At 59.8% G+C, this 23,017-nt stretch carries 19 protein-coding genes; 12 read left to right on the top strand and 7 right to left on the bottom strand.

Features of this window, described 5'->3' with window-relative positions; all coding sequences use genetic code 11:
* Window positions 1–10: 10 nt before the first annotated feature.
* The gene (locus L8V01_RS05805; protein WP_269946188.1) at window positions 11–769 is read right to left on the bottom strand and encodes a 3'(2'),5'-bisphosphate nucleotidase CysQ; all 759 of its coding nucleotides are present in this window, start codon (window positions 767–769) and stop codon (window positions 11–13) included.
* A 35-nt stretch (window positions 770–804) separates the two neighbouring features.
* Between L8V01_RS05805 and L8V01_RS05800 the strand changes: the two genes are divergently transcribed.
* The 3 genes from L8V01_RS05800 (at window position 805) to L8V01_RS05790 (ending at window position 7,836) form a co-directional block, all read left to right on the top strand.
* The gene (locus L8V01_RS05800) at window positions 805–5,604 is read left to right on the top strand and encodes an ATP-dependent helicase (RefSeq protein ID WP_269946187.1); all 4,800 of its coding nucleotides are present in this window, start codon (window positions 805–807) and stop codon (window positions 5,602–5,604) included.
* Between the two features lie 18 nt (window positions 5,605–5,622).
* Window positions 5,623–6,441: a DNA-formamidopyrimidine glycosylase family protein gene (locus tag L8V01_RS05795; RefSeq protein ID WP_269946186.1), complete on the top strand. Its 819-nt coding sequence runs from the start codon at window positions 5,623–5,625 to the stop codon at window positions 6,439–6,441.
* Window positions 6,442–6,582: 141 nt separating this feature from the next.
* The gene (locus L8V01_RS05790; protein WP_269946185.1) at window positions 6,583–7,836 is read left to right on the top strand and encodes a site-specific integrase; all 1,254 of its coding nucleotides are present in this window, start codon (window positions 6,583–6,585) and stop codon (window positions 7,834–7,836) included.
* On the opposite strand, the gene L8V01_RS05785 is transcribed toward L8V01_RS05790, so the two are convergent.
* Window positions 7,786–8,163, bottom strand: coding sequence for a helix-turn-helix domain-containing protein (locus L8V01_RS05785; RefSeq protein WP_269946184.1), 378 nt, complete (start codon window positions 8,161–8,163; stop codon window positions 7,786–7,788). The two genes, L8V01_RS05790 and L8V01_RS05785, sit on opposite strands and share 51 nt — an antisense overlap.
* Window positions 8,164–8,296: 133 nt before the next feature.
* On the opposite strand from L8V01_RS05785, the gene L8V01_RS05780 reads away from it, so the two are divergent.
* From L8V01_RS05780 to L8V01_RS05750, 7 genes are all read left to right on the top strand, one after another.
* Window positions 8,297–8,521, top strand: coding sequence for a helix-turn-helix domain-containing protein (locus L8V01_RS05780; protein WP_269946183.1), 225 nt, complete (start codon window positions 8,297–8,299; stop codon window positions 8,519–8,521).
* Window positions 8,522–8,601: 80 nt separating this feature from the next.
* Window positions 8,602–9,192 carry a hypothetical protein gene (locus tag L8V01_RS05775; protein ID WP_269946182.1) on the top strand — a complete coding sequence of 197 codons (591 nt, stop codon included), beginning with the start codon at window positions 8,602–8,604 and terminating at the stop codon, window positions 9,190–9,192.
* A 1-nt stretch (window position 9,193) separates the two neighbouring features.
* Entirely contained in the window at window positions 9,194–10,279 is a 1,086-nt protein-coding gene (locus L8V01_RS05770; protein ID WP_269946181.1) for an AAA family ATPase, read from the top strand.
* Window positions 10,280–10,454: 175 nt separating this feature from the next.
* Entirely contained in the window at window positions 10,455–10,811 is a 357-nt protein-coding gene (locus L8V01_RS05765; protein WP_269946180.1) for a hypothetical protein, read from the top strand.
* Window positions 10,808–11,347: an HNH endonuclease gene (locus L8V01_RS05760; protein ID WP_269946179.1), complete on the top strand. Its 540-nt coding sequence runs from the start codon at window positions 10,808–10,810 to the stop codon at window positions 11,345–11,347. Before L8V01_RS05765 ends, L8V01_RS05760 begins: the two co-directional genes overlap by 4 nt.
* On the top strand, window positions 11,347–12,144 hold the full coding sequence (locus L8V01_RS05755; RefSeq protein WP_269946178.1) for a helix-turn-helix domain-containing protein: 798 nt from the start codon (window positions 11,347–11,349) through the stop codon (window positions 12,142–12,144). The genes L8V01_RS05760 and L8V01_RS05755 overlap by 1 nt, the downstream gene beginning before the upstream one ends.
* 24 nt (window positions 12,145–12,168) lie before the next feature.
* Window positions 12,169–12,582 (top strand): YccF domain-containing protein, encoded by a 414-nt coding sequence (locus L8V01_RS05750; protein ID WP_269946177.1) that lies wholly within the window; start codon window positions 12,169–12,171, stop codon window positions 12,580–12,582.
* 165 nt (window positions 12,583–12,747) lie between these two features.
* Here L8V01_RS05750 and pgi read toward each other — a convergent pair whose 3' ends face one another.
* The 3 genes from pgi to L8V01_RS05735 form a co-directional block, all read right to left on the bottom strand.
* Window positions 12,748–14,385 (bottom strand): glucose-6-phosphate isomerase, encoded by a 1,638-nt coding sequence (gene pgi / locus L8V01_RS05745; RefSeq protein WP_269946176.1) that lies wholly within the window; start codon window positions 14,383–14,385, stop codon window positions 12,748–12,750.
* 86 nt (window positions 14,386–14,471) lie between these two features.
* Window positions 14,472–15,818, bottom strand: coding sequence for a Na+/H+ antiporter family protein (locus L8V01_RS05740; RefSeq protein WP_269946175.1), 1,347 nt, complete (start codon window positions 15,816–15,818; stop codon window positions 14,472–14,474).
* Between the two features lie 47 nt (window positions 15,819–15,865).
* Window positions 15,866–16,189 (bottom strand): chorismate mutase, encoded by a 324-nt coding sequence (locus L8V01_RS05735; protein ID WP_269946174.1) that lies wholly within the window; start codon window positions 16,187–16,189, stop codon window positions 15,866–15,868.
* A 97-nt stretch (window positions 16,190–16,286) separates the two neighbouring features.
* Between L8V01_RS05735 and pcrA the strand changes: the two genes are divergently transcribed.
* The gene (pcrA, locus tag L8V01_RS05730; protein WP_269946173.1) at window positions 16,287–18,812 is read left to right on the top strand and encodes a DNA helicase PcrA; all 2,526 of its coding nucleotides are present in this window, start codon (window positions 16,287–16,289) and stop codon (window positions 18,810–18,812) included.
* Here the strand turns inward: pcrA and L8V01_RS05725 are convergent.
* Together L8V01_RS05725 and L8V01_RS05720 are read right to left on the bottom strand one after the other, a co-directional pair.
* Window positions 18,809–19,567, bottom strand: a complete 759-nt coding sequence (locus L8V01_RS05725; protein ID WP_269946172.1) for a M23 family metallopeptidase — start codon at window positions 19,565–19,567, stop codon at window positions 18,809–18,811. The genes pcrA and L8V01_RS05725 overlap by 4 nt on opposite strands.
* Window positions 19,568–20,137: 570 nt before the next feature.
* Window positions 20,138–20,887, bottom strand: coding sequence for a M23 family metallopeptidase (locus tag L8V01_RS05720; protein WP_269946171.1), 750 nt, complete (start codon window positions 20,885–20,887; stop codon window positions 20,138–20,140).
* Window positions 20,888–21,424: 537 nt separating this feature from the next.
* On the opposite strand from L8V01_RS05720, the gene L8V01_RS05715 reads away from it, so the two are divergent.
* Complete coding sequence (locus L8V01_RS05715) at window positions 21,425–23,002, top strand: cell division protein PerM (protein WP_269946170.1); 1,578 nt, start codon at window positions 21,425–21,427, stop codon at window positions 23,000–23,002.
* Window positions 23,003–23,017 lie beyond the last annotated feature (15 nt).

Genomic DNA, 23,017 nt, shown 5'->3' with positions numbered 1-23,017 from the left:
GCGCACTAGTTTAGAATCCGCCGTGCTCCTCGGCAAAGGCCTGGGCGTGTTCCAAGATCTCATCCTTGAGCTCGGGGCGGCAGATGAGGATATCCGGGATGAACGTGTCCTCATTATTGAAGCGGATTTCGGAGCCATCCAGGCGGCAGCAGTGTAGACCGGAGGCTTGGGCGACGCCTACCGGGGCGGCCTGATCCCACTCGTACTGGCCGCCAGCATGGATATAACCGTCAAAATCACCGAGTAGCACGTGCATGGCCTTAGCGCCCGCGGAGCCGACGCCCACGGTTTCATAGCCCATTTTCTCCGCGATGTAGCTGGCTACCTTGGGCGGGCGGTTGCGGGAGATGACGAACTTCTTGGACAGCGGGCCGGTGACTGCGCGTACGTCCGAGGACTTGAAGGTTACGCCCTTGTCCGGCAGGCCCACCGCCGCGTGGATGGGGATGCCGTTTTCTACTAGGGCGATGTGTACGGCCCAGTCTTGGCGGCCGGTGGCAAACTCCTTGGTGCCGTCGAGCGGGTCTACGATCCACACGCGGTCCTTCTTCAAACGGGCAAGATCATCGGAAGCCTCCTCAGAGAGCATGCCGTCCTGGGGGCGGTGCTGCGCGAGGACGCGGGCGATCCATTCTTGGGCGGCCTCATCGCCGGCGTCGCCAAGCGAAAGGCCCCGCAGCAGGCCCCCGTTGCGCACACCTTTAAGGATCTCACCGCAGCCCTGGGCGAGGGAATTGGTCAGGCGGGAATCAGAAATCTCGACGGTCATGGTGCCCACATTACAACGCGGACTAGAGTGTGGGCATGCCAGAAAACATCCTCGACCGCTTCCGGCCGCAAGTAGCGCAGTGGTTTAAGGATGTATTTGCTGCTCCTACCGCCGTGCAAGCGCAGGCCTGGGAGAAGATTTCCCGCGGTGAGCACGCCCTTGTGGTGGCCCCTACCGGCTCCGGTAAGACACTCGCGGCGTTCTTGTGGGCGCTGAATAATTTGGTCGAGCGCGAGGGCCAGCTGGCGCTGCCGGTGGGCTCAGGGACAACCGGATCCGCCTCCGGGGTGAAGGTGCTGTATATCTCGCCGCTGAAGGCGTTGGGCGTGGACGTGGAAAACAACCTGCGCGCCCCGCTGACCGGCATTGCGCGCACTGCGGAAAACCTTGGGCTGGATGTACCGGATATTTCGGTAGGCGTGCGCTCGGGCGATACGCCTTCGGCGGAGCGCGCGCGGCAGGTGCGCAAGCCGCCGGATATCTTGATTACCACCCCGGAGTCGGCCTATTTGATGTTGACCTCCAAGGCAGCGGGGATTTTGAAGACGGTGGATACCGTCATTATCGATGAGATTCATGCTCTGGCCGGTACCAAGCGCGGCGTGCACCTAGCGCTGACTTTAGAGCGCCTGCAGCAGGTGGCAGGGGACTTCCAACGCATCGGTCTTTCTGCCACTGTGCGGCCGCTGTCTGCGGTATCGAATTTCTTGGGCGGCAACCGGCCGGTGGAGATTGTGGCCCCGGACGCGGAAAAGAAGTGGCAGCTGGACGTGCACGTGCCGGTGGAGGATATGTCCGATCTTCCTACGCCGGAGCAAGGCTCCACCATCGGCGAGATGACCGTGGATGATGCCATAGGGATTAGCGCGCCTTCTGTGGATGAATCCGCGCTGCCCACGGCGAAGTCCATCTGGCCGTATATCGAGGAAGACCTCTACGCGGAGATTATGGCGCACCGCTCCACGTTGGTGTTTGTGAATTCCCGCCGCACCGCCGAGCGGCTGACCAGCCGGCTCAATGAGCTCTATGCGCACGAGCACGATCCGGAGACGCTCTCGCCTGCGACTCGGCGCGACCCGGCCCAGTTGATGAAGCAGGTCGACGTCGCCGGCAAGGCCCCAGCCGTCATCGCCCGCGCCCACCACGGCTCGGTGTCCAAGGATGAACGCGCGATGACAGAAACGATGCTGAAAGAGGGCACGCTTAAGGCCGTGGTGGCCACGAGCTCGCTGGAGCTGGGCATCGATATGGGTGCTGTGGAGCTGGTGGTACAGGTGGAATCGCCGCCCTCCGTGGCTTCGGGCCTGCAGCGAGTGGGCCGCGCCGGGCACTTTGTGGGCGCAGTTTCGCATGGTTCCTTTTATCCCAAGCACCGCGCAGATTTGGTGCAGTCCACGCTGACGGTAGCGCGCATGCGCGCCGGGCTCATTGAGGAGATGCATACCCCGCGCAACCCGCTGGACGTACTGGCGCAGCAGACGGTGGCGGCGGTGGCCGCGGCCGGGGACGATGGGCTCGATGCCGATGAGTGGTACGAGATGGTTCGCCGGGCCTGGCCTTACCGCGATCTGGCGCGCGAGGTCTATGACTCCGTGCTGGACCTGGTCAGCGGCGTGTACCCGTCCACGGACTTTGCGGAACTTAAGCCCCGCGTGGTCTATGACCGCGTGACGGGGGTGATGACCGCGCGCCCCGGCGCCCAGCGCGTGGCCGTGACCAGCGGCGGCACGATTCCGGATAGGGGAATGTTTGGCGTATTCCTCTATGCCGGCGCCGGCGAGGGCTCCGGTGGCGCGCCGCGCCGGGTGGGCGAGCTGGATGAAGAGATGGTCTACGAGTCCCGGGTGGGCGATATCTTCACCCTGGGCGCAACCAGCTGGCGCATTGAGGACATCACCCGTGACCAGGTGCTGGTCACACCCGCGCCGGGGCATACCGGCCGCCTGCCATTTTGGAATGGCGATGGCGCAGGCCGTCCCTATGAGCTGGGCAAGGCGTTGGGAGAGTACCGCCGCGAGGTTTTTAGCTCGCCGGAGATAATCGCGGATGCCGACGATAATGCGCGTTCCAATATCGTGGCCTACCTGCAGGAGCAAAACGAGGCCACCGGTGTCATCCCGGATGAAAAGACACTAGTGCTCGAGCGTTTCCGCGATGAGCTGGGTGACTGGCGCGTGGTGCTGCATACCCCATTTGGCCGGCCGGTGAACTCCGCGTGGGCGCTTGCGGTAGGCGCCCGGGTAGGCGAGCGCACCGGCATGGACCCGCAGGCGGTGGCCGGCGATGACGGCATCGTGCTGCGCCTGCCGGAGGCAGAATCCGAGCCCGATGGATCCATCTTTGCCTTCGATGCCGATGAGATTGCCGATATCGTGGCCGAGCAAGTGGGCAATTCCGCCCTCTTTGCCTCCCGGTTCCGCGAGTGCGCGGCCCGCGCGCTGCTTTTGCCCAGGCGCAATCCCGGCAAGCGCGCGCCGCTGTGGCAGCAGCGCCAGCGTGCCGAGCAGCTTTTGGACGTTGCCCGCAAGTACCCGTCGTTTCCCATCATCCTGGAGACGGTGCGCGAGTGCGTCCAGGACGTCTACGACGTTCCTTCGCTCACGGAGGTCATGCGAGAGCTGGGCCACCGCCGCATCCGCATCGCGGAGGTCACCACCGAGCAGCCTTCTCCCTTTGCCTCTTCGCTGCTGTTTAACTACACCGGCGCGTTCATGTACGAGGGCGATTCCCTGCTGGCGGAAAAACGCGCGGCCGCCCTGGCCCTCGACCCAGCGCTTTTAGCCAAGCTGCTCGGCACGGTAGAGCTGCGCGAGCTGCTCGATCCGGAGATCATCGCCGAGGTCCATGCCCAGCTCCAGCGCACCGATCCCTCGCGCCGGGCCCGCACCACCGAGGAGGTTGCGGACCTGCTGCGCGTGCTGGGGCCGATTCCCATCGACGAGTTGGGCGAGCACACCGACGTGCCGCTATCCGCCTTGGACCAGCTGGGCACACGGATTATGCGCGTGCGCATTGGCGGGCGCGAGCACCTAGCCCAAGCGCAGGATGCACCCCTGCTTCGCGACGCCCTGGGCATCCCCATTCCTCCCGGCATCCCCGCCCAGGTGGCCACCATTTCCGATGCCTTACCGCAAATGGTCTCGCGCTGGGCCCGCACCCGCGGTCCGTTTGTGCTGCGAGATCTCACCGAAGCCTTCGGCATTTCCGTCTCCGCCGCGCACACCGTCCTTGGCGCGCTCGATGGCGTAGTTGAAGGCCGCTATCGCCAGGGGGTGGAGGAGCAGGAGTACTGCGCCGCAGCGGTACTGAAGACGATTCGCTCGCGCTCGCTCGCCGCCGCGCGGGCTGCTACCGAGCCGGTCTCGGGCGCTACCTTCGCCCGGTTCTTGCCGGAGTGGCATAGCATCGCACCAGCTGGAAAACGCCCGGCCCTGCGCGGTGTCGATGGCGTCTTTTCCGTCATCGAACAGCTCGCCGGGGTGCGCCTGCCCGCCTCCGCGTGGGAATCGCTCATCCTGTCCGCCCGTGTGGGCGATTATTCACCCACCATGCTCGATGAGCTCACCTCCAATGGCGAGGTGCTCATCGTGGGCACCGGCAAGGCTGGCGCGGCCGACCCCTGGATAATGCTGCTGCCTTCGGACTATGCCGCCCAACTCGCCCCGGAAACGGATGCCGAGGCCGTGAGCATGCTGCAGCGCGCCGTCCTCGACGTCCTTGGTCGCGGCGGTGGCTTCCTCTTTGCCGATATCGCCGCCGAGGTTCCCGGTACCACCGAGGAAACCCGCGAGGTCCTCTGGGGTCTAGTAGAGATGGGCCTGGTGAGCCCCGATTCCTTTGCGCCTATTCGCACCCGGCTGGCTTCCGGCGGCTCGCGCTCAGGCCGCACCGCGCATCGCTCAAAGCGCCGGCCTACCCGTTCCCGCCTGCGGATGGGGCGCACCTCTTTTGCTCAAGCACACAATGCCGCGGCCGCGCAGACCCCGCCCGATGTCATGGGCCGGTGGTCGCTCGCGGTTTCCGCCGCCACCGATGCCACCTCCCGGTCCGTCGCACACGGCGAGGCCTGGCTCGACCGCTACGGCGTGCTCACCCGTGGCTCCGTCGTGGCCGAAGACGTGCTCGGCGGCTTTGCGCTGGCCTATAAGGTGCTCTCCGGCTTCGAGGAATCGGGCAAGGCCATGCGCGGCTACGTCATCGACGGGCTCGGCGCCGCCCAATTCTCCACGCCCGCCATCATCGACCGCCTTCGTGGACTGGCCGATTCCCCGGACGTGACCGGCTGGCCTTCTGGCACCACCGAGCCCGAGACCTTCGTACTCGCCGCCTGCGACCCTGCCAATCCCTACGGTGCGGCCTTGCCCTGGCCGCAGCGCGACGACGCCGACGGCAAGGCCACCGGCGGGCCCACGCGTTCTGCCGGCGCGCTGGTAGTGCTTATCGACGGCCTACCCATCGCCCACCTCACCCGCGGCGGCAAAACCCTCACCACCTTTATCGAATCGCTGCCCGATGGCATCGACCCCGCCGAGGTGTATCCCCGCCTGGTAGGCGCGCTCACGGACATGGTGGCGAGGGGAGCGCTGTCGCCGTTGGTCGTCGAAAAGTGCAATGGCAGCCCCATCCATAAGACCAATGCGGCGGCCCACCTGCGCGAAGCCGGCGCCGGCATAACGCCTAAGGGCGTGCGCATCTCCGCTCGCGCCGCCGCACCACGCACCCCGCGCGCAGGGCGTCGGGCCGCTGATGCCATCGAAGAGCTTAGCTTTGATGATCCGCCGCCCGCCCCGCGCAATAATGGTGGTTTCCGCCCGCGCGGCGGGTACCGCCGCTAAAGCCACCTAGGAGGTGTTATGCCCGAAGGCGATTCCGTCCTGCAGCTATCCAACCGACTGCAGTTTATGGCCGGCCGCGAGGTGACCGGTTGCTCTGTACGCGTGCCGCGCTATGTCACCGTCCACCTAGACGGCATGGTGTGCGAGCGCGTCTGGCCCTACGGCAAGCACCTATTCATGCAATTCGACCAGACCATCGTGCACACCCACCTCAAGATGGAAGGCACCTGGGCCATCCACTATGTAGGCGACCGCTGGCGCAAGCCCGGACACACCGCCCGCATCGTGCTGCAGCTGGCCAACTCCCCGCGCGATATCGAGATCGTCGGCCACCAACTTGGCTTCGTAGAAATCTATCCTGCTGACCACTACCACCAGCGCATCGCTCACCTCGGTCCGGATATTCTCGACCCCGACTGGGACCGCGAGGAGGCCTTGCGCCGGCTTAACTCCCGGCCGCAGCGAGCCATCGGAGCGGCGCTGCTAGACCAAAAGGTCGTCGCGGGGATCGGCAATGAATACCGTGCCGAGGCGTGTTTCTTGGCGGGCGTGCATCCCGCCACTCCAGTAGCCGAGGTAGATACCGCCCGCATCCTCGATATCTCTCGGCGCATCATGTGGGCCAACCGCACGTCCCCGGTGCGCGTGACCACCGGCGTGCGCCGCGCCGGGGAGACCACCTATGTCTTCGGGCGCAACCGCAAGCGCTGTCGTCGCTGCGGCACGTTCATCACCAAGGGCGCGCTCGGAGGTGTGGACTTGGGCGGCGACGAAGGCGAACTCGAGCGCATCATCTGGTGGTGCCCGCATTGCCAGCCCCGTCAGGCCGCCTTTTGACTTGTACCAGTACAGGGATATTTTCTGGGGTGTGGTGTTTTCTTCGCAGTTCGCAAACTGTACTATGGTGTTCGTTCCAGTACAGGATGGGAGCTACCAGTACAGCTACCACCGCACAGCTACCGAAGCAGCTACACAACCATGAAACCAGTAAAAGACCTGAAACTAGGCTCCATCTATCAAACCAAAAATGGACGCTGGCGCGCCGCAATCACCGTAGGGTGGGACGGTAAAGGACGTCAGGTGCGCCGCACTGTCTCAGCAAAGACTGAGGCAGAGTGCATCCGCCGACGAAACGATTTGTATCTACAACTAAAAAAGGGTGAAAGCAACCCACAAAAAATAACCGTCGAAACCTTTATCAAAAAATGGCTAGACTCCACAGCCTTTGAACGCTACGCCCCGCAAACTCTCAGAGGCGTCAAAGGGCAGTCTCGAACGCACATAATCCCCGCCCTAGGGAAATACGCGCTGAAAGATGTTGGGGCAGACGAAGTACGAGAGTTAATATCAGCTGTTCGTAGCGCGGGGTGTGGAGATCTTCATACTCAGCAGGTCTATTCCACCTTTTCTGTGATTATGACGGATGCTGTAAGGCGTGGGCTCATTGATCGTAATCCTTGCGCAATGGTGGATAGACCTCGTGCTGTTCGGAACACGAGAACTGCGCTCACTGCCGATCAGGCGCGGCATCTGATTATTCATTCTGCCAAGGTTGGAGATCCGTTGGCTTCATTGTGGGCATCGTACCTTTTGCTAGGTGCTCGTAATGGTGAGCTATTAGGCCTTACGCGCAGTCGTGTGTCATTGGTGCCGGGTATGGCGCAGATTGATTTGTCGTGGGCGGCGACTAGCTTGCCTTGGCGACATGGGCAAAAATGTAAGTGTACGGCGGGGGCTGAGGCAAGATGGTGTAACGATAGGGAGGCTGCCGTTCCTCCGGCGTTTGAATGGTATGAGATTAGGGGAGCGCTTGCGTGGACGCGCCCTAAGACTGAGAAATCGCGCCGTATTGTTCCGGTTCCCGCGCCGTTGGATGAGGTGCTGCGGCGACATATTGCAGAGACGCCGCAGAATGAGTGGGACTTGATGTGGCTTTCAAGTAGTGGGCTTCCGCTGCGGCATAAGCGTGTCTTGATTAGGTGGAAAGCGGCGTTGAAAGATGCTGGTTTACCTATTGTGGATTTACATACGGCTAGGCATACGACGGCAACGCTTTTACGTGAGTGCGGTGTGGGGCCGGAGGTTATTGCGTCGATTCTTGGGCATTCTAATATTGATACGACTTTTGGGTATGTGCATGTGAATGCGGCGCAGACTCAGCGGGCTATGGATGCGTATTCGTCATTCCTCAGTTTGCCTGGCGGCTATGGTGAGGCCTCGGATAAAGGCTAGGGCTTCTCGTTGTAGGTGGGGTGGGAGGCGTTTGGCTTCGGTGGTGATTTCGTCGCTGAGGTTTGTGGGGGGTGTGGTTTCTAGTCCTGCGGCTTCGAATATTTGGTTGACGGGGAGGTTTACGCCTTGGGCTGCTTTGGCTAGTGCTTCTGGGGTGGCGGTGATGCGGATTTTTTGGCCGTTGCGGATGTTGATTCCGGTTTCTAGGCGTCTCCACCAGGATTCTGATAGGCCGGAGCGGCGGGCGGCTTCTGCTTTGGATAGGCCGTTGTGTTCGCGGGCCTGTTGGAGGAGTTGGCCGGGGAGCCATTGGTCGGGGGTTGTCATGGGTTTAGCGTATCAAGTTCATTGTTTGGTGGGTGATTTTACAAACCTCAGTACCGTATAGTACAGTTTAGTACAGGGGTAAGAAATAGCCCCGCCCTGCAAGGCAAACCCACCAGTCAGAAAGGAACTCCCCTTGGCTATCTACATTAAAGGCCACCCCGAGGGGCTGCTAGACCTCAAAGAGGCGCAGCAATACCTCGGCGGAATTGGACGCACCACCGTGTACTCATACATGAATCGCCCGCCACACGAAAACCGACTAATTAAAGCCTCGCGCCCTGGACGTAAGCTCCTATTCACCCGCCGCGACCTAGACACGTTCATTGAAATGGAACAGGCGCTAGCGGAAGCGGCCTAGCGCATAAGAAAAGCCCCCACGGCGCTGCAACACCATAAATGTGGAGGCTTGCACCAGTCAGAAAGGAAACTGAAAACCTGATGCCTACTCAGAATAACACCCCCGACCACACAAAGGCGAACGGTCTTAACCTCGCCCAGCGTGTAGTACTCCAATCCGCTGTACTCGGCAAGCTGTACAAGATGCACAAAGAGGAGAAGCGGGAACTAGAAAAGCAACTCGCCCCCGGCGACAAGCGCACCGTCACCAATGATCAGGGCGTGAAGCTGGGCACCGCTTCCATGAGCCAGCCTAATAAGAAAGCCGTATGTACCGATCCGGCTGTATTGCTTGGTATGGCTGAGGATTACGGTCTTGAAATCACAGACTCACTTCCAGATAAAGAGGATCCTCGCTCCCAAAAAATCATTGACCTACTTTTCGAAGATCATAAGGAACTGTTTGATTCCGATATTTCCAAGGAAGATAAGAAGTTCCTTTCGGGCAAAATTCTCGAAGAATGGCAAATTACTGGCCGGTTACCTGTCGGCTGGGAAATCCGCGACGCATCTACTTCGCGCATGAGTATCAATAAGGCGACTGACAATGTTGCTAAGGCTGCAATCGAGCACATGATTACCCGCGCCTCCAACTCGCTAGCAGAAATCACAGACGGAAAGGAAACCAAGTAAAATGCGAGAATTTAAGACCCGTAAACCAAGTGGCCGCGCATCGTTCCCCCTTATGCTCCTCGCGGGCCAAGAGGGTACTGGTAAGACGTGGGCGGCGGTTGAGGCAACCGGCATGGAGTCCGTAGACCGCGCTTTCTTCATCGAGGTTGGGGAGTCTCAGGCTGACGCTTATGGTGCTGTGCCGGGCGCTGATTTTGAAATCATCGAGCACGACGGAACCATCCGTAATATCCGTGAGGCGTTGCAATGGGCGGCAGCTCAGGAGCCAGCGGAGGGAAAGTTTAACCTCCTGATTATTGACTCCATGACCCAGATTTGGCAGCTGCTACAAGATAACGGGCAGCAGGAAGCGAATCGCCGCGCCCGCCGTAAAGGAAAGCCGGTTCCCGAAGATGGGGTGCGGCTGAGCATGGATTTGTGGAATCAGATTAAGGACGTGTGGAACGGTATCCTGCACCAGTGCCGCCAGTTCCACGGCCCGGTGCTGCTCACCTCCCGCCTGGAGTTGGTTACCGCAATGGACGATAAGGGCAACCCGACCCGCGACAAGCAGTGGAAGATTCAGGCGGAGAAGAACCTGCCTTATAACTGCCAAGTGGTGTTGCAGGCTCGAGCCCCACGTCAGTGGACAATGACGAAGATCGCCACCACCGTGCCGGAGCTACAACTGCCGGTGGGTGGGGAGATGCAGTTCAATGACTTTAGCGTGGCGAAACTCCTCACCTCTATGGGTATCGGCGCGGACGCTGAGGCCACCACGTTCGTGGAGACCCGCCCCGATGGTGAGTTCGATGAAGAGAAGATCCGCGAGGAGGAGCGCGCCCGCCAAGAGGAGGAAGCGCAGCGTCGGAAAAGTTACGTTTCTAAGCAGGCGCAGGGCTTGATGGATGCTGAGAAGAATCGTGACATGGATAAGCTCAGCGGCGCTTTGCGGTACTACCAAAAGCAGGGTGACGGGCAGTTAGTAGACATGGCGAAGGATACTATTCAGCGTCTACGTAAGACGCAGGCGGCTGAGGCTCAGCAGAATGTTCAGACCGTTCTTGATGGTGAAGTGGTAGAGGAACAGAATACTGAGGCAGCTTAGCGCCTAGCGCTTTTCTGAGGGTGGCCCTGCCCGCAAGCCGGGTGGGGCTATTTTTAATACCCTCAACAGCCCTTATGCTTAATTCTTAGTACCCCTCGTGTGCCTGCAAGCGCACGAGCGGGGAGTGACACAGAAAGGAAACACGGTGAAGCGAACACCACTTAAACGCACCCCTATGAAGCGCCGTCCCCGCCGTGGCGGCAGAATGCCCCAAGAGGTCTATGAGACTACGATGTTCAAGCGCGCTCGTGGGCTTTGTGAAGCCGGGCTGCCGGGGTGTGAAAAGAACGCTACTGACTTCCATCATCGGCAGCGTCGCCAGCGTGGCAATGACACGGTTGTGAACTCGGCTGCATTGTGCCGCGCCTGCCACCACCACATCACCCACGTATCACCGCAGGCGGGCCGCGAGTTGGGGCTGATTGTTCACTCGCATCACCCTAACCCTGCTGAGGTTCCTATGTGCGTACGTGGCGTGTGGGTGCTTCTCAATGAGGACGGCACCACCACCCGGACGGAGGTGCAGGCATGAAACGTGCTGTTGACTGGGCGATCCGCCAAAAAGGATTGCACCCTTACGAGAAACTACTTCTTATGACGATGTGCAACTCGGCAAAGAAAGTTACCGGGTTGCAAACCGTGCCGCTAGACCACGTTATGAATATTGGTCTTACGCCTGAGCAACTTAACTCTGCAATGTACTGTCTTGAGGATAAGGAACTGGTCATAGACCATCGATTCATCGATGATGAAAACGGGGTGTTCGTCGGCTTTTGGTTGACTCCCGAAGCTATCGATTTCCAGATTCACGGAGAGCGGGAACCGAAATTCAAAATTGAGGGAGTGCCCACTAACCGTCGCACGATTTCTTCATCAACCAAGCTGGCAGTATTGCGGGCCGACGGATACCAGTGCGTCGAGTGCGGTAGCCGTGACGATCTGTGTATCGACCACATCTATCCACTCGCTAAAGGTGGCAGCAACGATTACTCAAACTTGCAGACTTTGTGCCGACGATGCAATTCAGCCAAGGGTGCAAAGCTTTTTGATGAGGGGGTATTCGCGTAATGCCAGGAATCCTGATTGGAAAGAAGCCGGGCTGGGAAGCTATTCCTCATTGCGTATTCCGCTCACGCTTGCCGCACTCGACGGTTCATTTGCTCTGCAACCTACTCACCCACGCTGAGGGGTTTAAGCCGTCGTATGCCCTCATCTCTAGGCAAACGGGTATGTCTTCGGCCACTATCGCTAAGGGGTTAAAGGATCTCGTGAAGCTTGGTCTGGTGGAAGTCACTAAGGCCAAGAATGAGGGAACCTGGCAAAAAAATGAGTACGAGTTTGTTGCTGAGAATATCTGGCAATTGACACCGGATCTGGTTGATTATGCGCTGCGCGGGAAGTTACCAGAATCTGACGATACCGCTTTAGAAGCTAAAGACGGCCCCGCTTTAGAAGCTAAAGCCGATCCGCTTTTAAATCTAAAGTCTAAGAAGACCAAGATAAATAAACCAGATGAGATAAACCAACTTGCCCACCCTGCGGGCGAGCGTGAGTCCGACCCCATCAATGATGAGTTTGAGGAATGGTGGAAGCATGTTCCTCGTAAGACCTCGAAGAAGAAATCACGGACACTGTATCTCAAGGCGCGTAAGTTTGGGGTTTCTGCCGAAACGTTGGTGGAGGCGATTGAGCGCGATAAAGCGATTTGGCGGCGTGAGGGTCGGGATGTTTCTAAGATTCCGTATCCGTCTACGTGGCTTAGCCAGGAGCGGTGGGATGATGAGCCTGATGATTGGGTTGCGCCTACGCAAAGTGGTTCTGGTTCGTCGTTCTTGGACTTCGCGCCACTTCACCCCGCGCAGTAAGACTCCCGCGCTAGTGTGGGGGACATGCGTACCTTTCTTAACATCGTTTGGTTTATCACCGGCGGGTTCTTCCTAGCCCTTGCCTATTTCATCTTCGGCATCATTGCCTGCATCTTCATCGTCACTATCCCCGCGGGCGTGGCGTCGTTCCGCATGGGTAACTTCGCCCTGTGGCCGTTTGGCCGCTCGGTGGTGCAGCCGGTGAAGGGGAGCGGCTCAATGTCCACCTTCTCCAACGTCGTCTGGTTCGTGGTCGCCGGCCTATGGTTGGCGATTGGTCACATAACCACCGCGGCGGCACAGGTAGTGACCATCGTGGGCATCCCGGCCGCACTGGCCAACCTGAAGATGATTCCGGTGACCTGCTTCCCGTTCGGCCGCCGGATTGTTAACTCGGAGGAAATCCCCTTCGGCTGGGAGCCAATGGTCAAGCTTTAAACCGCATTCCGCTGACAAAACAAGCACGTTCTGCCTAATTTTCCTTTGATTTGGGGCAGAACGTGCTTGTTTTACATAGCCGTGGGGCAAGCGAGGCCATAAAGCAGCCGCGTTATCCGCCCCGCCGAGTGGGTGGGAGGAGATAACGCGGCTAAAAGTGGGCCTTTAGCGGTAGGTGCGGTACCAACCGATGAGCTCATCGGTGGACTGGTCGCCGGAGTTGGCAGCCTCAGCGCCGGAGACGGCCGGGGCCAGGTCATTGGCCTGCTGCTTGCCCAGCTCCACGCCCCACTGGTCAAAGGAGTTGATATCCCAGATAACGCCCTGGGTAAACACGATGTGCTCGTAGAGTGCGATGAGCGCGCCGAGCACCGCGGGGGTCAGCTCCTCGGCCAGAATCGTGGTGGTCGGGCGGTTACCCGGCATCACCTTATGGGGCACGACGGCCTCGTCCACGCCTTCGGCCGCGATTTCTTCTGCGGTCTTGCCAAAGGCCATCACCTTGGTCTGGGCAAAGAAGTTGCCCATGAGCAGGTCATGCATGGACCCGGAGCCATCGGCGGTGGGGAAGTCCTGCTTCGGGCGGGCAAACCCGATGAAGTCCGCCGGGATGAGGCGGGTGCCCTGGTGCATGAGTTGGAAGAAGGCGTGCTGTCCATTGGTGCCCGGCTCGCCCCAGTAGATTTCACCGGTGGAGGGTACGGTAACCGCGGTACCGTCGCGGCGCACGGACTTGCCGTTGGATTCCATGGTCAGCTGCTGCAGGTAGGCCGGGAAGCGGCCGAGGTCCTGGGAATAGGGGAGCACGGCGTGGGTCTGGGCGCCGAAGAAGTTGGTGTACCAGACACCCAAGAGGCCCATGAGCGCTGGGACGTTTTCTTCCAGTGGGGTGGTGCGGAAGTGCTCGTCCATGGCGTGGAAGCCCTCGAGGAAGCGCATGAAGTCCATCGGGCCGATGGTGCACATGAGGGACAAGCCGATGGCGCAATCCACGGAGTAGCGGCCGCCGACCCAATTCCAGAACGGGAACATATTCTCAGTATCGATGCCGAACTCGGCTACCTTATCTGCATTGGTGGATACGGCGACGAAGTGCTTGGCCACGGCGGACTCGTCACCATCGAATTGCTCGATGAGCCAGCGGCGCGCGGCGTGCGCATTGGTCAGCGTCTCCTGAGTGGTAAACGTCTTGGACGCGATGATGAATAGGGTGGATTCTGCATCCAGGCCATCGAGCGTGGCGGCCATATCGGCTGGGTCCACGTTGGAGACGAACTCGGCGGAGATGCCGGCGACTTCATAGGAGCGCAGTGCCTTGGCCGCCATGGCCGGGCCAAGGTCAGAGCCGCCGATGCCGATGTTGACCACCTTCTTGATGGTGTGGCCGGTATGTCCGAGCCACGAGCCGGAGCGCAGCGCGGTGGCGAAATCGCGCATGCGGCCTAAGACCTCGTGGACATCGGCAGCGACGTCCTGGCCGTCAACATTCAAGTCATCTTCGGCCGGTATGCGCAGTGCGGTGTGCAGCACGGCGCGGTCCTCGGTGTTATTGATGTGCTCGCCGGCGAACATGGCATCGCGGCGGGCCTCGAGGTCGGCGGCCTTGGCTACCTCTACCAGCTGCTTGACGATGTCCCCGTCGATCAGGTTCTTCGACAGGTCGACGTGCAAACCGGCGGCGTCGAAGGTGAAGTTGCGGGCGCGGTCTGCATCGGCGGCAAAAAGCTCGCGGAGGTTGAGGTCCTTCTTGTCCTCATATACCTTCGCGAGCTCGCTCCACTGGGCAGATGCGGTGATATCCATGATGGTTGGCCTTTCTGGCAACTAGCGCATTGGCAACATGTACCCCTCCCACCGTAGTCCAGAAAACGCTACCGCGTCGGGCCGTCTTAGAGGATGAGCGCGCCTACCCAGCCGGCGATAAGCAGCGGAATATTGAAGTGGATGAAGGTCGGAATAACCGAGTCGCGGATGTGGTCGTGCTGGCCATCCGCGCCCAGGCCAGCGGTAGGGCCGAGGGTGGAATCGGAGGCGGGAGAGCCGGCGTCACCAAGCGCGCCCGCGGTGCCAATGAGCGCAACCGTTGCCGCGGGGCTAAAGCCCAGCGACATGCACAGGGGCACATAGATAACGGAAATAATGGGAAGGGTGGAAAATGACGAGCCGATGCCCATGGTGACCACGAGGCCCACCACCAGCATCGCGCCGGCGGAGAGGACCTTATTGGTACCAAAGAGGTTGGCGGTGGCATCGACCAACGGGCCTACCTGATTCGTCTCCGTCATCACCGAGGCAAAACCCTGGGCGGTGATCATGATGAAGCCGATAAGAGCCATCATCTTCATGCCATTGGTAAAGACATCATCCGCGTGCTTCCAGTCCACCGCGCCGGTAAGCAGCAAAATACCCAAGCCGGTCAGCGCGCCGACCATGAGGCCATCGGATTCGAAGTCGAGCGCCTGCATGACAATCTGCACTGTAAAGGTGGCAATGATGGCTACGACGGAAACCCACACCTTATAAGCAGAGGGGGTCTCTTGGTGCTCCTCAGCGGCGATGGGCAGGTTCTCATAGTCGCGCGGTTTGCGGTAGCTAATGAAAATGGCGATGAGTAAGCCTGCGAGCATGCCCAGCGCCGGCACGCCCATGACCTGCATGATATTGATATCGGAGGTATCAAGCCCCGCCTGCTGGATATTAAAGAGCAGGATGTCATTCAAGTAGATGGAGCCAAAGCCCACCGGAATGAACATGTAGGTGGTGATCAGGCCAAAGGTCAGGCAGGTGGTAATTAGCCGGCGGTCCAAGCGCAGCTTATTCATTACTGGAAGCAGCGGCGGGACGATGAGCGGGATGAAGGCAATATGGACCGGAATGAGGTTCTGGCTCATGACGGACATGGCAATGAGCCCGACGATGAGCATCCACTTGGTAGCCAGGGCGGTTTTCGGATCCGCTTCGCCGCTGCCGCCGAGCTTGCGGATGAGGAAATTCGCCAGGATCTGCGGCAGCCCAGCCGAGGCCACGCCCATGGCAAAAGCGCCCAAAAGGGCATAGCTTAAAGCAATCTTGGCGCCGCCGCCGAGGCCATCTTGGAAGGCAACCATGGTGGCATCGAGTCCCATACCGGATAGGAGCCCGCCGACGATGGCTCCTAAGAAGAGCGCCACCACCACATGCACGCGCAACAGGGCGAGCACGAGCATGACAATGACGGCGACGAGAACTGCATTCATGCTAAGTCAGGGTACTGCATAGTATCGGCTGGGTCGTAATAATTCGACTAACCCAGTCGGCCGCGGCCCATGCGCAGCAGCGCCGAGGCGATGGTGGGTCCTTCCTCACCGAGTTCATCGCGGAACTGATTCAATATGGCGATCTCGCGCGTGTGGACCAGGCGGGTGCCGCCGGAGTTCATGCGGGTGCGGCCAATGGCCTGGGAGACTTCCGTGCGGCGCTTTGCGGCATCCAAGATGATGCGGTCCATGCGGTTGATTTCTTCGCGATACTGTTGGATCTCCGCATCAGAAAGGGGATCATCCGTTCCCGAAGGGGTGCGGATCTCCAAGCCGTTATCGACGATGTCTTTGTTTTCTTCTGCGGTCATAAGACCATATTGTGCCACCCGCCCACGCAAAAGGAAATAGCAGCTCGCACGGCGGAAACGGGACGTGTCCGGTGGGGCTAGTAGGTTGGAAGGCACTATGAACGAAAACTCTCCTTTTAGCCCCTCCCCGTCCACCGGCGGTGCCTCGACCCCTAGCCCCTTTGGCGGCTTCGGCGCACCGCGCGCAGCGAACCCGCAGCCTGATTCCCCCGATGCCTTGACCGAGGGCCTTAACCCGCAGCAGCTAGAGGCCGTTACCCATTCCGGTAGCCCACTGCTCATCGTGGCCGGCGCCGGTTCCGGCAAGACAGCGGTGCTTACCCGGCGCATTGCCTACCTCATGCGCCACCGCGGGGTGAATCCGTGGGAGATCCTCGCCATTACCTTTACTAATAAGGCCGCCGCGGAAATGAAGGAGCGCGTGGGCGGGCTGGTCGGCCCCGTGGCTGAGCGCATGTGGGTGTCTACCTTCCACTCCATCTGTGTGCGCATCCTGCGCCAAAACGCGCAGATCGTGCCGGGCCTTAATACCAACTTCACCATTTATGATGGCGATGATGCCCGCCGGCTTTTGTCCATGATTGCTAAGGACATGCAGCTAGATCTAAAGAAGTACACCCCGAGGGTCCTGGCCAATCAGATTTCTAACCACAAAAACGAACTCATTGGGCCCGAATCCGCACTGGAAAAGGCTCAGCAGACGAAGAACCCGTTTGAGACCACCGTGGCCCAGGTATATGCCGAATACCAGCGCCGTCTGCGCGCAGCCAATGCCGTGGACTTTGATGATCTCATCGGTGAGGTGGTGCGGATTTTCACCCAGCACCAGCAGGTGGTGGATTTTTATCGCCGGCGCTTCAAGCACGTGCTTATCGACGAGTACCAGGACACCAACCACGCCCAGTACGCGCTGGTTGCTGCGCTCGTGGGCAGGGGAGAGCTCGGCCCGGATGCGCCGGAGCTGTGCGTAGTGGGCGATTCGGACCAGTCCATTTATGCTTTCCGCGGCGCGACCATCCGCAATATCCAGGAATTCGAGCGCGACTACCCACAGGCGCACACGATCTTGCTGGAACAGAATTATCGCTCCACCCAGACCATTCTTAATGCGGCCAATGCCGTTATTGCAAAGAATGAGAACCGTCGCGAGAAGAACCTGTGGACCGCTCACGGTGAGGGCGAGCAGATCGTGGGCTATGTGGCCGATAACGAGCATGATGAGGCGCGGTTTATCGCCTCTGAAATCGACTCATTGGCCGATAAGGGACGCAGCTATTCCGATATCGCGGTCATGTACCGCACCAATAACGCCTCTCGTGCGTTGGAAGATATCTTTATACGTTCTGGTATTCCGTACAAGGTGGTCGGTGGCACGCGCTTTTATGAGCGACGCGAAATCCGCGATATGGTGGCCTACCTGCGCATTCTGGATAACCCGGACGATACGGTAAGCCTGCGCCGCATTATCAACGTGCCCAAGCGTGCCATTGGTGACAAAGCGCAAGGTCATATCGCCCTGCACGCGGAGAACCAAGGCATCAGCTTTGGCAAGGCGCTTGCCGATGTCCCTCGGGGCGAGGTTCCCGGCCTGGGAACTCGAGCCATTAACGCAGTCACCAAATTCAACGAGATGATGGAGGGCATCCGCAATCAGATTCCGTCCATGCGCGATGAGGTTACCGGCCAACCGGATTTGGGCGAGCTGCTTACCGCCATTTTGGATACCACGGGGTATAAAGCGGAATTGGAAAATTCGAACGATCCGCAGGATGGCGCGCGCCTAGATAACCTGAACGAGTTGGTATCGGTAGCTCGCGAATTTACCTCGGAGGCGGCCAACCAGCTTGCTGCTTCGGGCGCGGATGCGGTGGACCCCTCTGAGCTAGTGGAGGAGGGCGAGGCCGCGCCTGGCTCGTTGCAGGCATTCTTGGAAAAGGTCTCGCTTGTGGCCGATGCCGACCAGATCCCAGATTCTGAGACCGGTGTGGTCACTATGATGACTCTGCACACCGCAAAGGGGCTTGAGTTCCCCGTAGTCTTCTTGACCGGCTGGGAGGACGGTCAATTCCCGCATATGCGCTCACTCGGTGACCCGAAGGAATTAAGCGAGGAGCGCCGCTTGGCCTATGTCGGCATTACCCGTGCCCGCGAGCAGTTGTACCTTACCCGTGCCATTCTGCGCTCGGCGTGGGGCAATCCGGTGACTAATCCCGCCAGCCGCTTCCTCGGCGAGGTCCCTGAAGACCTCATCAACTGGCGGCGCGAAGACTCCGATAGCTCCTTGACCGGCGCGTGGGGCGAGGACGACTACCAATATGGTCGCTCCTACGGTCGCGACTGGTCTGGGTGGGGCAGTGGTGGTTCTCGGGGCGGATCCCGCGGTGCAGGGCGCGCTGCGTCTTCCCCATCGCAACGCACTAGGAAACCTGCGGCGACCTCAATGCCCAAGAACAATAACCTCAACCTCGCCGTGGGTGACCGCGTCAATCACGCCAAATACGGGCTCGGGACCGTTATAGAGACGGCCGGCTCCGGCAAGCGTGCCACGGTCACCGTGGACTTTGGTTCGTCCGGCAAGGTCCGGCTTATGCTCATCGGCGGAGTGCCGATGGAAAAGCTCTAGACCGAAATGCCGCGCTCGTTGAACCAGCTCACTGGATCAACAGGTGCGCCGCCACCCGGATGAACCTCAAAGTGGAGGTGGGGGCCAGTGGAATGGCCCTCATTGCCAATGCCGGCGATTTCTTGACCAGCGGTCACGTGTTCACCCACGTTCACCTTTAACTGGTCTGCTGGCATGTGTCCGTAGACGGAGATGGTGCCGTCTTCGTGTTGGATACGGATCCAGTTGCCAAAGCCTTGCGCCGGACCGGAATTAATCACCGTGCCGTCCATGACCGCGTGAATCGGGGTGCCAACCGAGTTAGCTACGTCAATTCCGTTGTGCGTGGTGCCCCAGCGCTGGCCAAAGCCGGAGCTAAGCGTTCCAGAGGTAGGGAACACTACGGTGTTGCCTGCGGAGTCCTTGCCGCGCTTCGGGCCAAGCCCGGAGTGGTTACCCTTTGGGGCGAATGCATCCTTCAACCCTGGTACAGAACCCGGGTCCAGGACGATGTTCACGCCGCCCGATTCGTTGCCGTCTACCTGTGGGGTCGCCTCGCCATTGAGGAGGCCAACCGAGGTGGTGGCTAGGCCAACAAGGGCGTCGACCACTCCGGCGTTATCTACATTGGTAGCGGTGGGCTCGGAGGAGCCGTCTGATACGTCCACGCTAGCCACTGGCTCTGCAGCAAAAGCGGTGGTGCCGGTAGCAAGAACGGTGCCGAGCGTGATGACGCTTAACGCTACATTCTTGCGTGCGCGGTTCATGCGCTTCATAGTTTTAAGTCCTTTTTCATGGCTGTGCATGGTCTCGGGACGCTCGCACCCTGAGGCGGAGCGGCGTCTTTCAACTGCCAACCGCGACACGCCGGAAAGCGGAAATGCTTGCATCCGTGTTCGCTTGTGGCAACGAGTTAAAAGTTAGCCCGCTTGAACTGTGCGCGCAATCTTAAAAATCGCTGGTAGCGGCGGAAATAATTCGAAATTATTCGAACATGCCAGCTTGTTGCGTGTGTTACGAATGTGACTAGAGTGGCGTGTGTAAAGTGCTGGTTTAGGGTCTGGGGGTGGACTTCGGGGGTAGATGTGTTGCTCTGGAAATGGTGTGTTGTGTTCAAACTCGGTGATTGGCAAAAATATGCATTTACCTGCGACAAGCCTGCGTACTGGACTGGCCTGTGCGGCGCAATGGGAATGCCGGGACGTACTTGTGACGTCTTGGGAAAAGTTGGCTGCAGCCTCGGTGATCGGGAGCCGTTGCTGGCTCCTTTGGCGCAATTGTGGACACGAAAAAGCGCCGCAGGGAAAGCCACTGCGGCGCTTAACAAGAAGGTATTGGGGTGGGCCTTAGAGGTCGATGCCTCGCTCAGCCAACCAAGGCTGCGGATCGATTGCCTCGCCACCGTTCGGGTGAACCTCGAAGTGGAGGTGGGAGCCGGTGGAAAAGCCCATCGAGCCCATGCCAGCAATCTTCTGGCCGGCGTGCACATGCTCGCCAACGGCAACGTCAAGGGTTTGCATGTGGCCATAAACGGTCATGGTGCCGTCGTCGTGCATGATGCGGATCCACTGGCCAAAGCCGGAAGCTGGACCGGAGTCGATGACCGTACCATCCATGACGGCAAGGATTGGGGTGCCGGGAGAGTTGGCGATGTCGATGCCCTTGTGGAAGGTGCCCCAGCGCATAGCGAATGGGGAGGTGAATGCGCCTTCGGCAGGGCGGGCAACGGAAGGTGCGCGAGCGGCTTCGTCAGCGGCGGCGCGTTCCTCGGAGGCTTGGATAGCCTTGTTGAGCTGGTCGCTAAGATCGGTAACCGGCTTTGCCTCGGCTACGTTGAGGATCTGTGGGGTGGCGTCAACGGGGGCTTCGGCAGCGTCCTGAACCTGGGTGGAATCGGAGGCGAGCTCGAAGTCGACGGACTGCGTCTTGGTAGTAGCCGCGTTATCGGACTGGATGTTTGCGGCGGCTGCGCCACCAACGCCGGCGGTGGAAACTGCACCTGCCGCAACCGTCATAACGGCGATGCGGCCCTTGGCGGTCTGCGAGGTGACAATCTTGCGATGGCGACCGGCGCCACGCTGAACTTTGCTTCGCATTAGGTCTTCTTTCGTCATCTTCACAATCTGTAAAAGGGTGTTACATCCCTGCCGGGTTAGTTACGAGATTGTGACCTTCTTGTTACCAACGAGATGTAACAGTAGCGTCTCGAAAAGATAACAGCAACCCAAACTAAGAATTCTTTAGGCGCTCTTCGTGGAAATTGCCCACGAGCTGGCAGCATGCCTTGAGTAGAAGTTTATAGGTGCGATAAAGATCCCACTTTGACTTCGCGTGCGTCACTTAAATTCGGTGACGTTCTAACTCATAGTATTGCATCAGAGTTAAAGGTGTGAAAAGAGGGTAGATTTCATGCTCCTTATATAATTGTATATTCCAGATGTAGTGGTTATTGGCGGTGATTTTGAGGGTGCCTCGTCGCGCCACCCCGAATTTGTTTCCGGAAGGTGGCAAAGTGGACGCCGATGAACAAAAACACCAGCCCCCAATCTCGGTCAACGCCCCGCCCGCGTAGCCAGGCGCGGGGCCGGACGGTCCGCGCGGAGCGCACCCCTCGCGCGCCCCATAGCAGCGGGGTGCGGCAACCATCTGGGTCAGCTCAACGCGTCGCCCGAAAGGCCGGCTCGAAAGCCAAGGCGCGCCGCGCTCCCGCCCCATTGACTAAGGCTGGCCGCATTCGCCGTCTGCTATTTACTGCGGCGGTGCCTAATGTGGTTATTGTCCTTATCATTATGGCCATTGCCCTCGGCGGACTATTGCTGGCTGGCTCGCCCATGGCGTGGTGGTACACCATCGTGGCGGAGTCCTGGATGGTCTTTAACCTTGCCCCGGTTTCAGCTGCTGAGGTGCATATTTCCTTCCTGCCGGCCTTGCCGGCCCTCATCCTCGCCACGGTGGTGGCAGTGCGGGTGCGCAGCGCGGTAAAACACAAAGTCAGTGTCAAGGACCTGCTTATCCTTTTGGCCTGCGTGCTCGGCGTCCCTGTGCTATTTACCCTCATTTCCTGGCTGATGCTGTGGGATGCGGGCAAGGTCTATGACGTTTCGCCGCCGAATCTCGCACAGGCGCTGCTCCGCGTTATTGTCCTCCATCTAGCCGCCATGGCGGCAGGTATGGGAACGCGCCTGTGGCGGGCCTTGGCAAAGTGCTATGGGCTTCCGCGCCTGCTTGTCGACGCCACCCTTATCGCCCTTCGCTACCTCGCCTATCTCGCCATCGGCGCAACCGTCGTCTTCGCGGTGGTATTTCTCATTAACGTTTCCCACCAAGGGGAGATGATGGATGAATATCCTACGGTGTCTGGAATGGGCGTTGCCGGGCTGGTGCTATTGAGCCTGCTATATCTTCCCAACGCAATCGTCAGCGCCGCCTCGGTTCTGGTGGGCTCGGAGTTTTCTGTGGGCGAGGGCTCGGTCAGTCTTTTTAGCGCTCACTTGGTTCCGCTGCCACCGCTGCCAATCACCGGCGGCATCCCGGCGTCCATGCCCGGTTGGGCCATAGCCCTACTCATTGTCCCCGTAGCTGCTGCGGTCTATTCCTTGTACAAGAAGCGGCCAAGCTTCCAAGAGGTCCTAGTGGCTACGGTAGCTTCCGCAGTGATTATGTTTATTGCCTGCTATTTAGTTAGCGGGGAACTCGGCTACTACGGCGCTACTGGGCCGCAGCTATGGACAGCCGCCGGGCTTGCTGCCTTGTGGATGGCCGTGGTGGGCTGCGCTGTCGCTGCGGGCTTTGCCTTTGTTGCTTGGCGCACCGCCCGCATGGCAGAAGCAGGGAACACCACAGGCTCGGAGGCGGACCAACCAGCTCCTGATCCGGCTGCCTCCGATGAGGACGCTGCGGGCAACGACGTAGCCGCCGATGCAGCCGCCGAGCCGGAACGCGAGCCCATTACTGATCCGGAAATCGTAGACGCTGAGATAGTCGAGGATGAGCCGACCGTCGATGATTCCGCCGAAGAGACCGAGAATGAGGAGGCTCCTGCAGGGGAAGCTCCAGCAGACGAGCCAGACGAGTCGGACCAGTCGGGCGAGTCGGACGAAGGGGCGAAAAGGAGCGTCGCCAAGCCGCTTAGCCAAGAGCTAGAGGCCGAAACGGACGAGGAACAGAATTCCTCTATCAAAGATTCCCCCGAGGAGGGGGAGAGGGACTAGGCTGTAGCGCGTGAC

Origin of the sequence: Corynebacterium curieae, from assembly GCF_027570035.1 — a bacterium.
Taxonomy (GTDB): domain Bacteria; phylum Actinomycetota; class Actinomycetes; order Mycobacteriales; family Mycobacteriaceae; genus Corynebacterium; species Corynebacterium curieae.
Note: the sequence above shows the minus strand (reverse complement) of the source record. Positions and strands in the feature narration are given on the sequence as shown.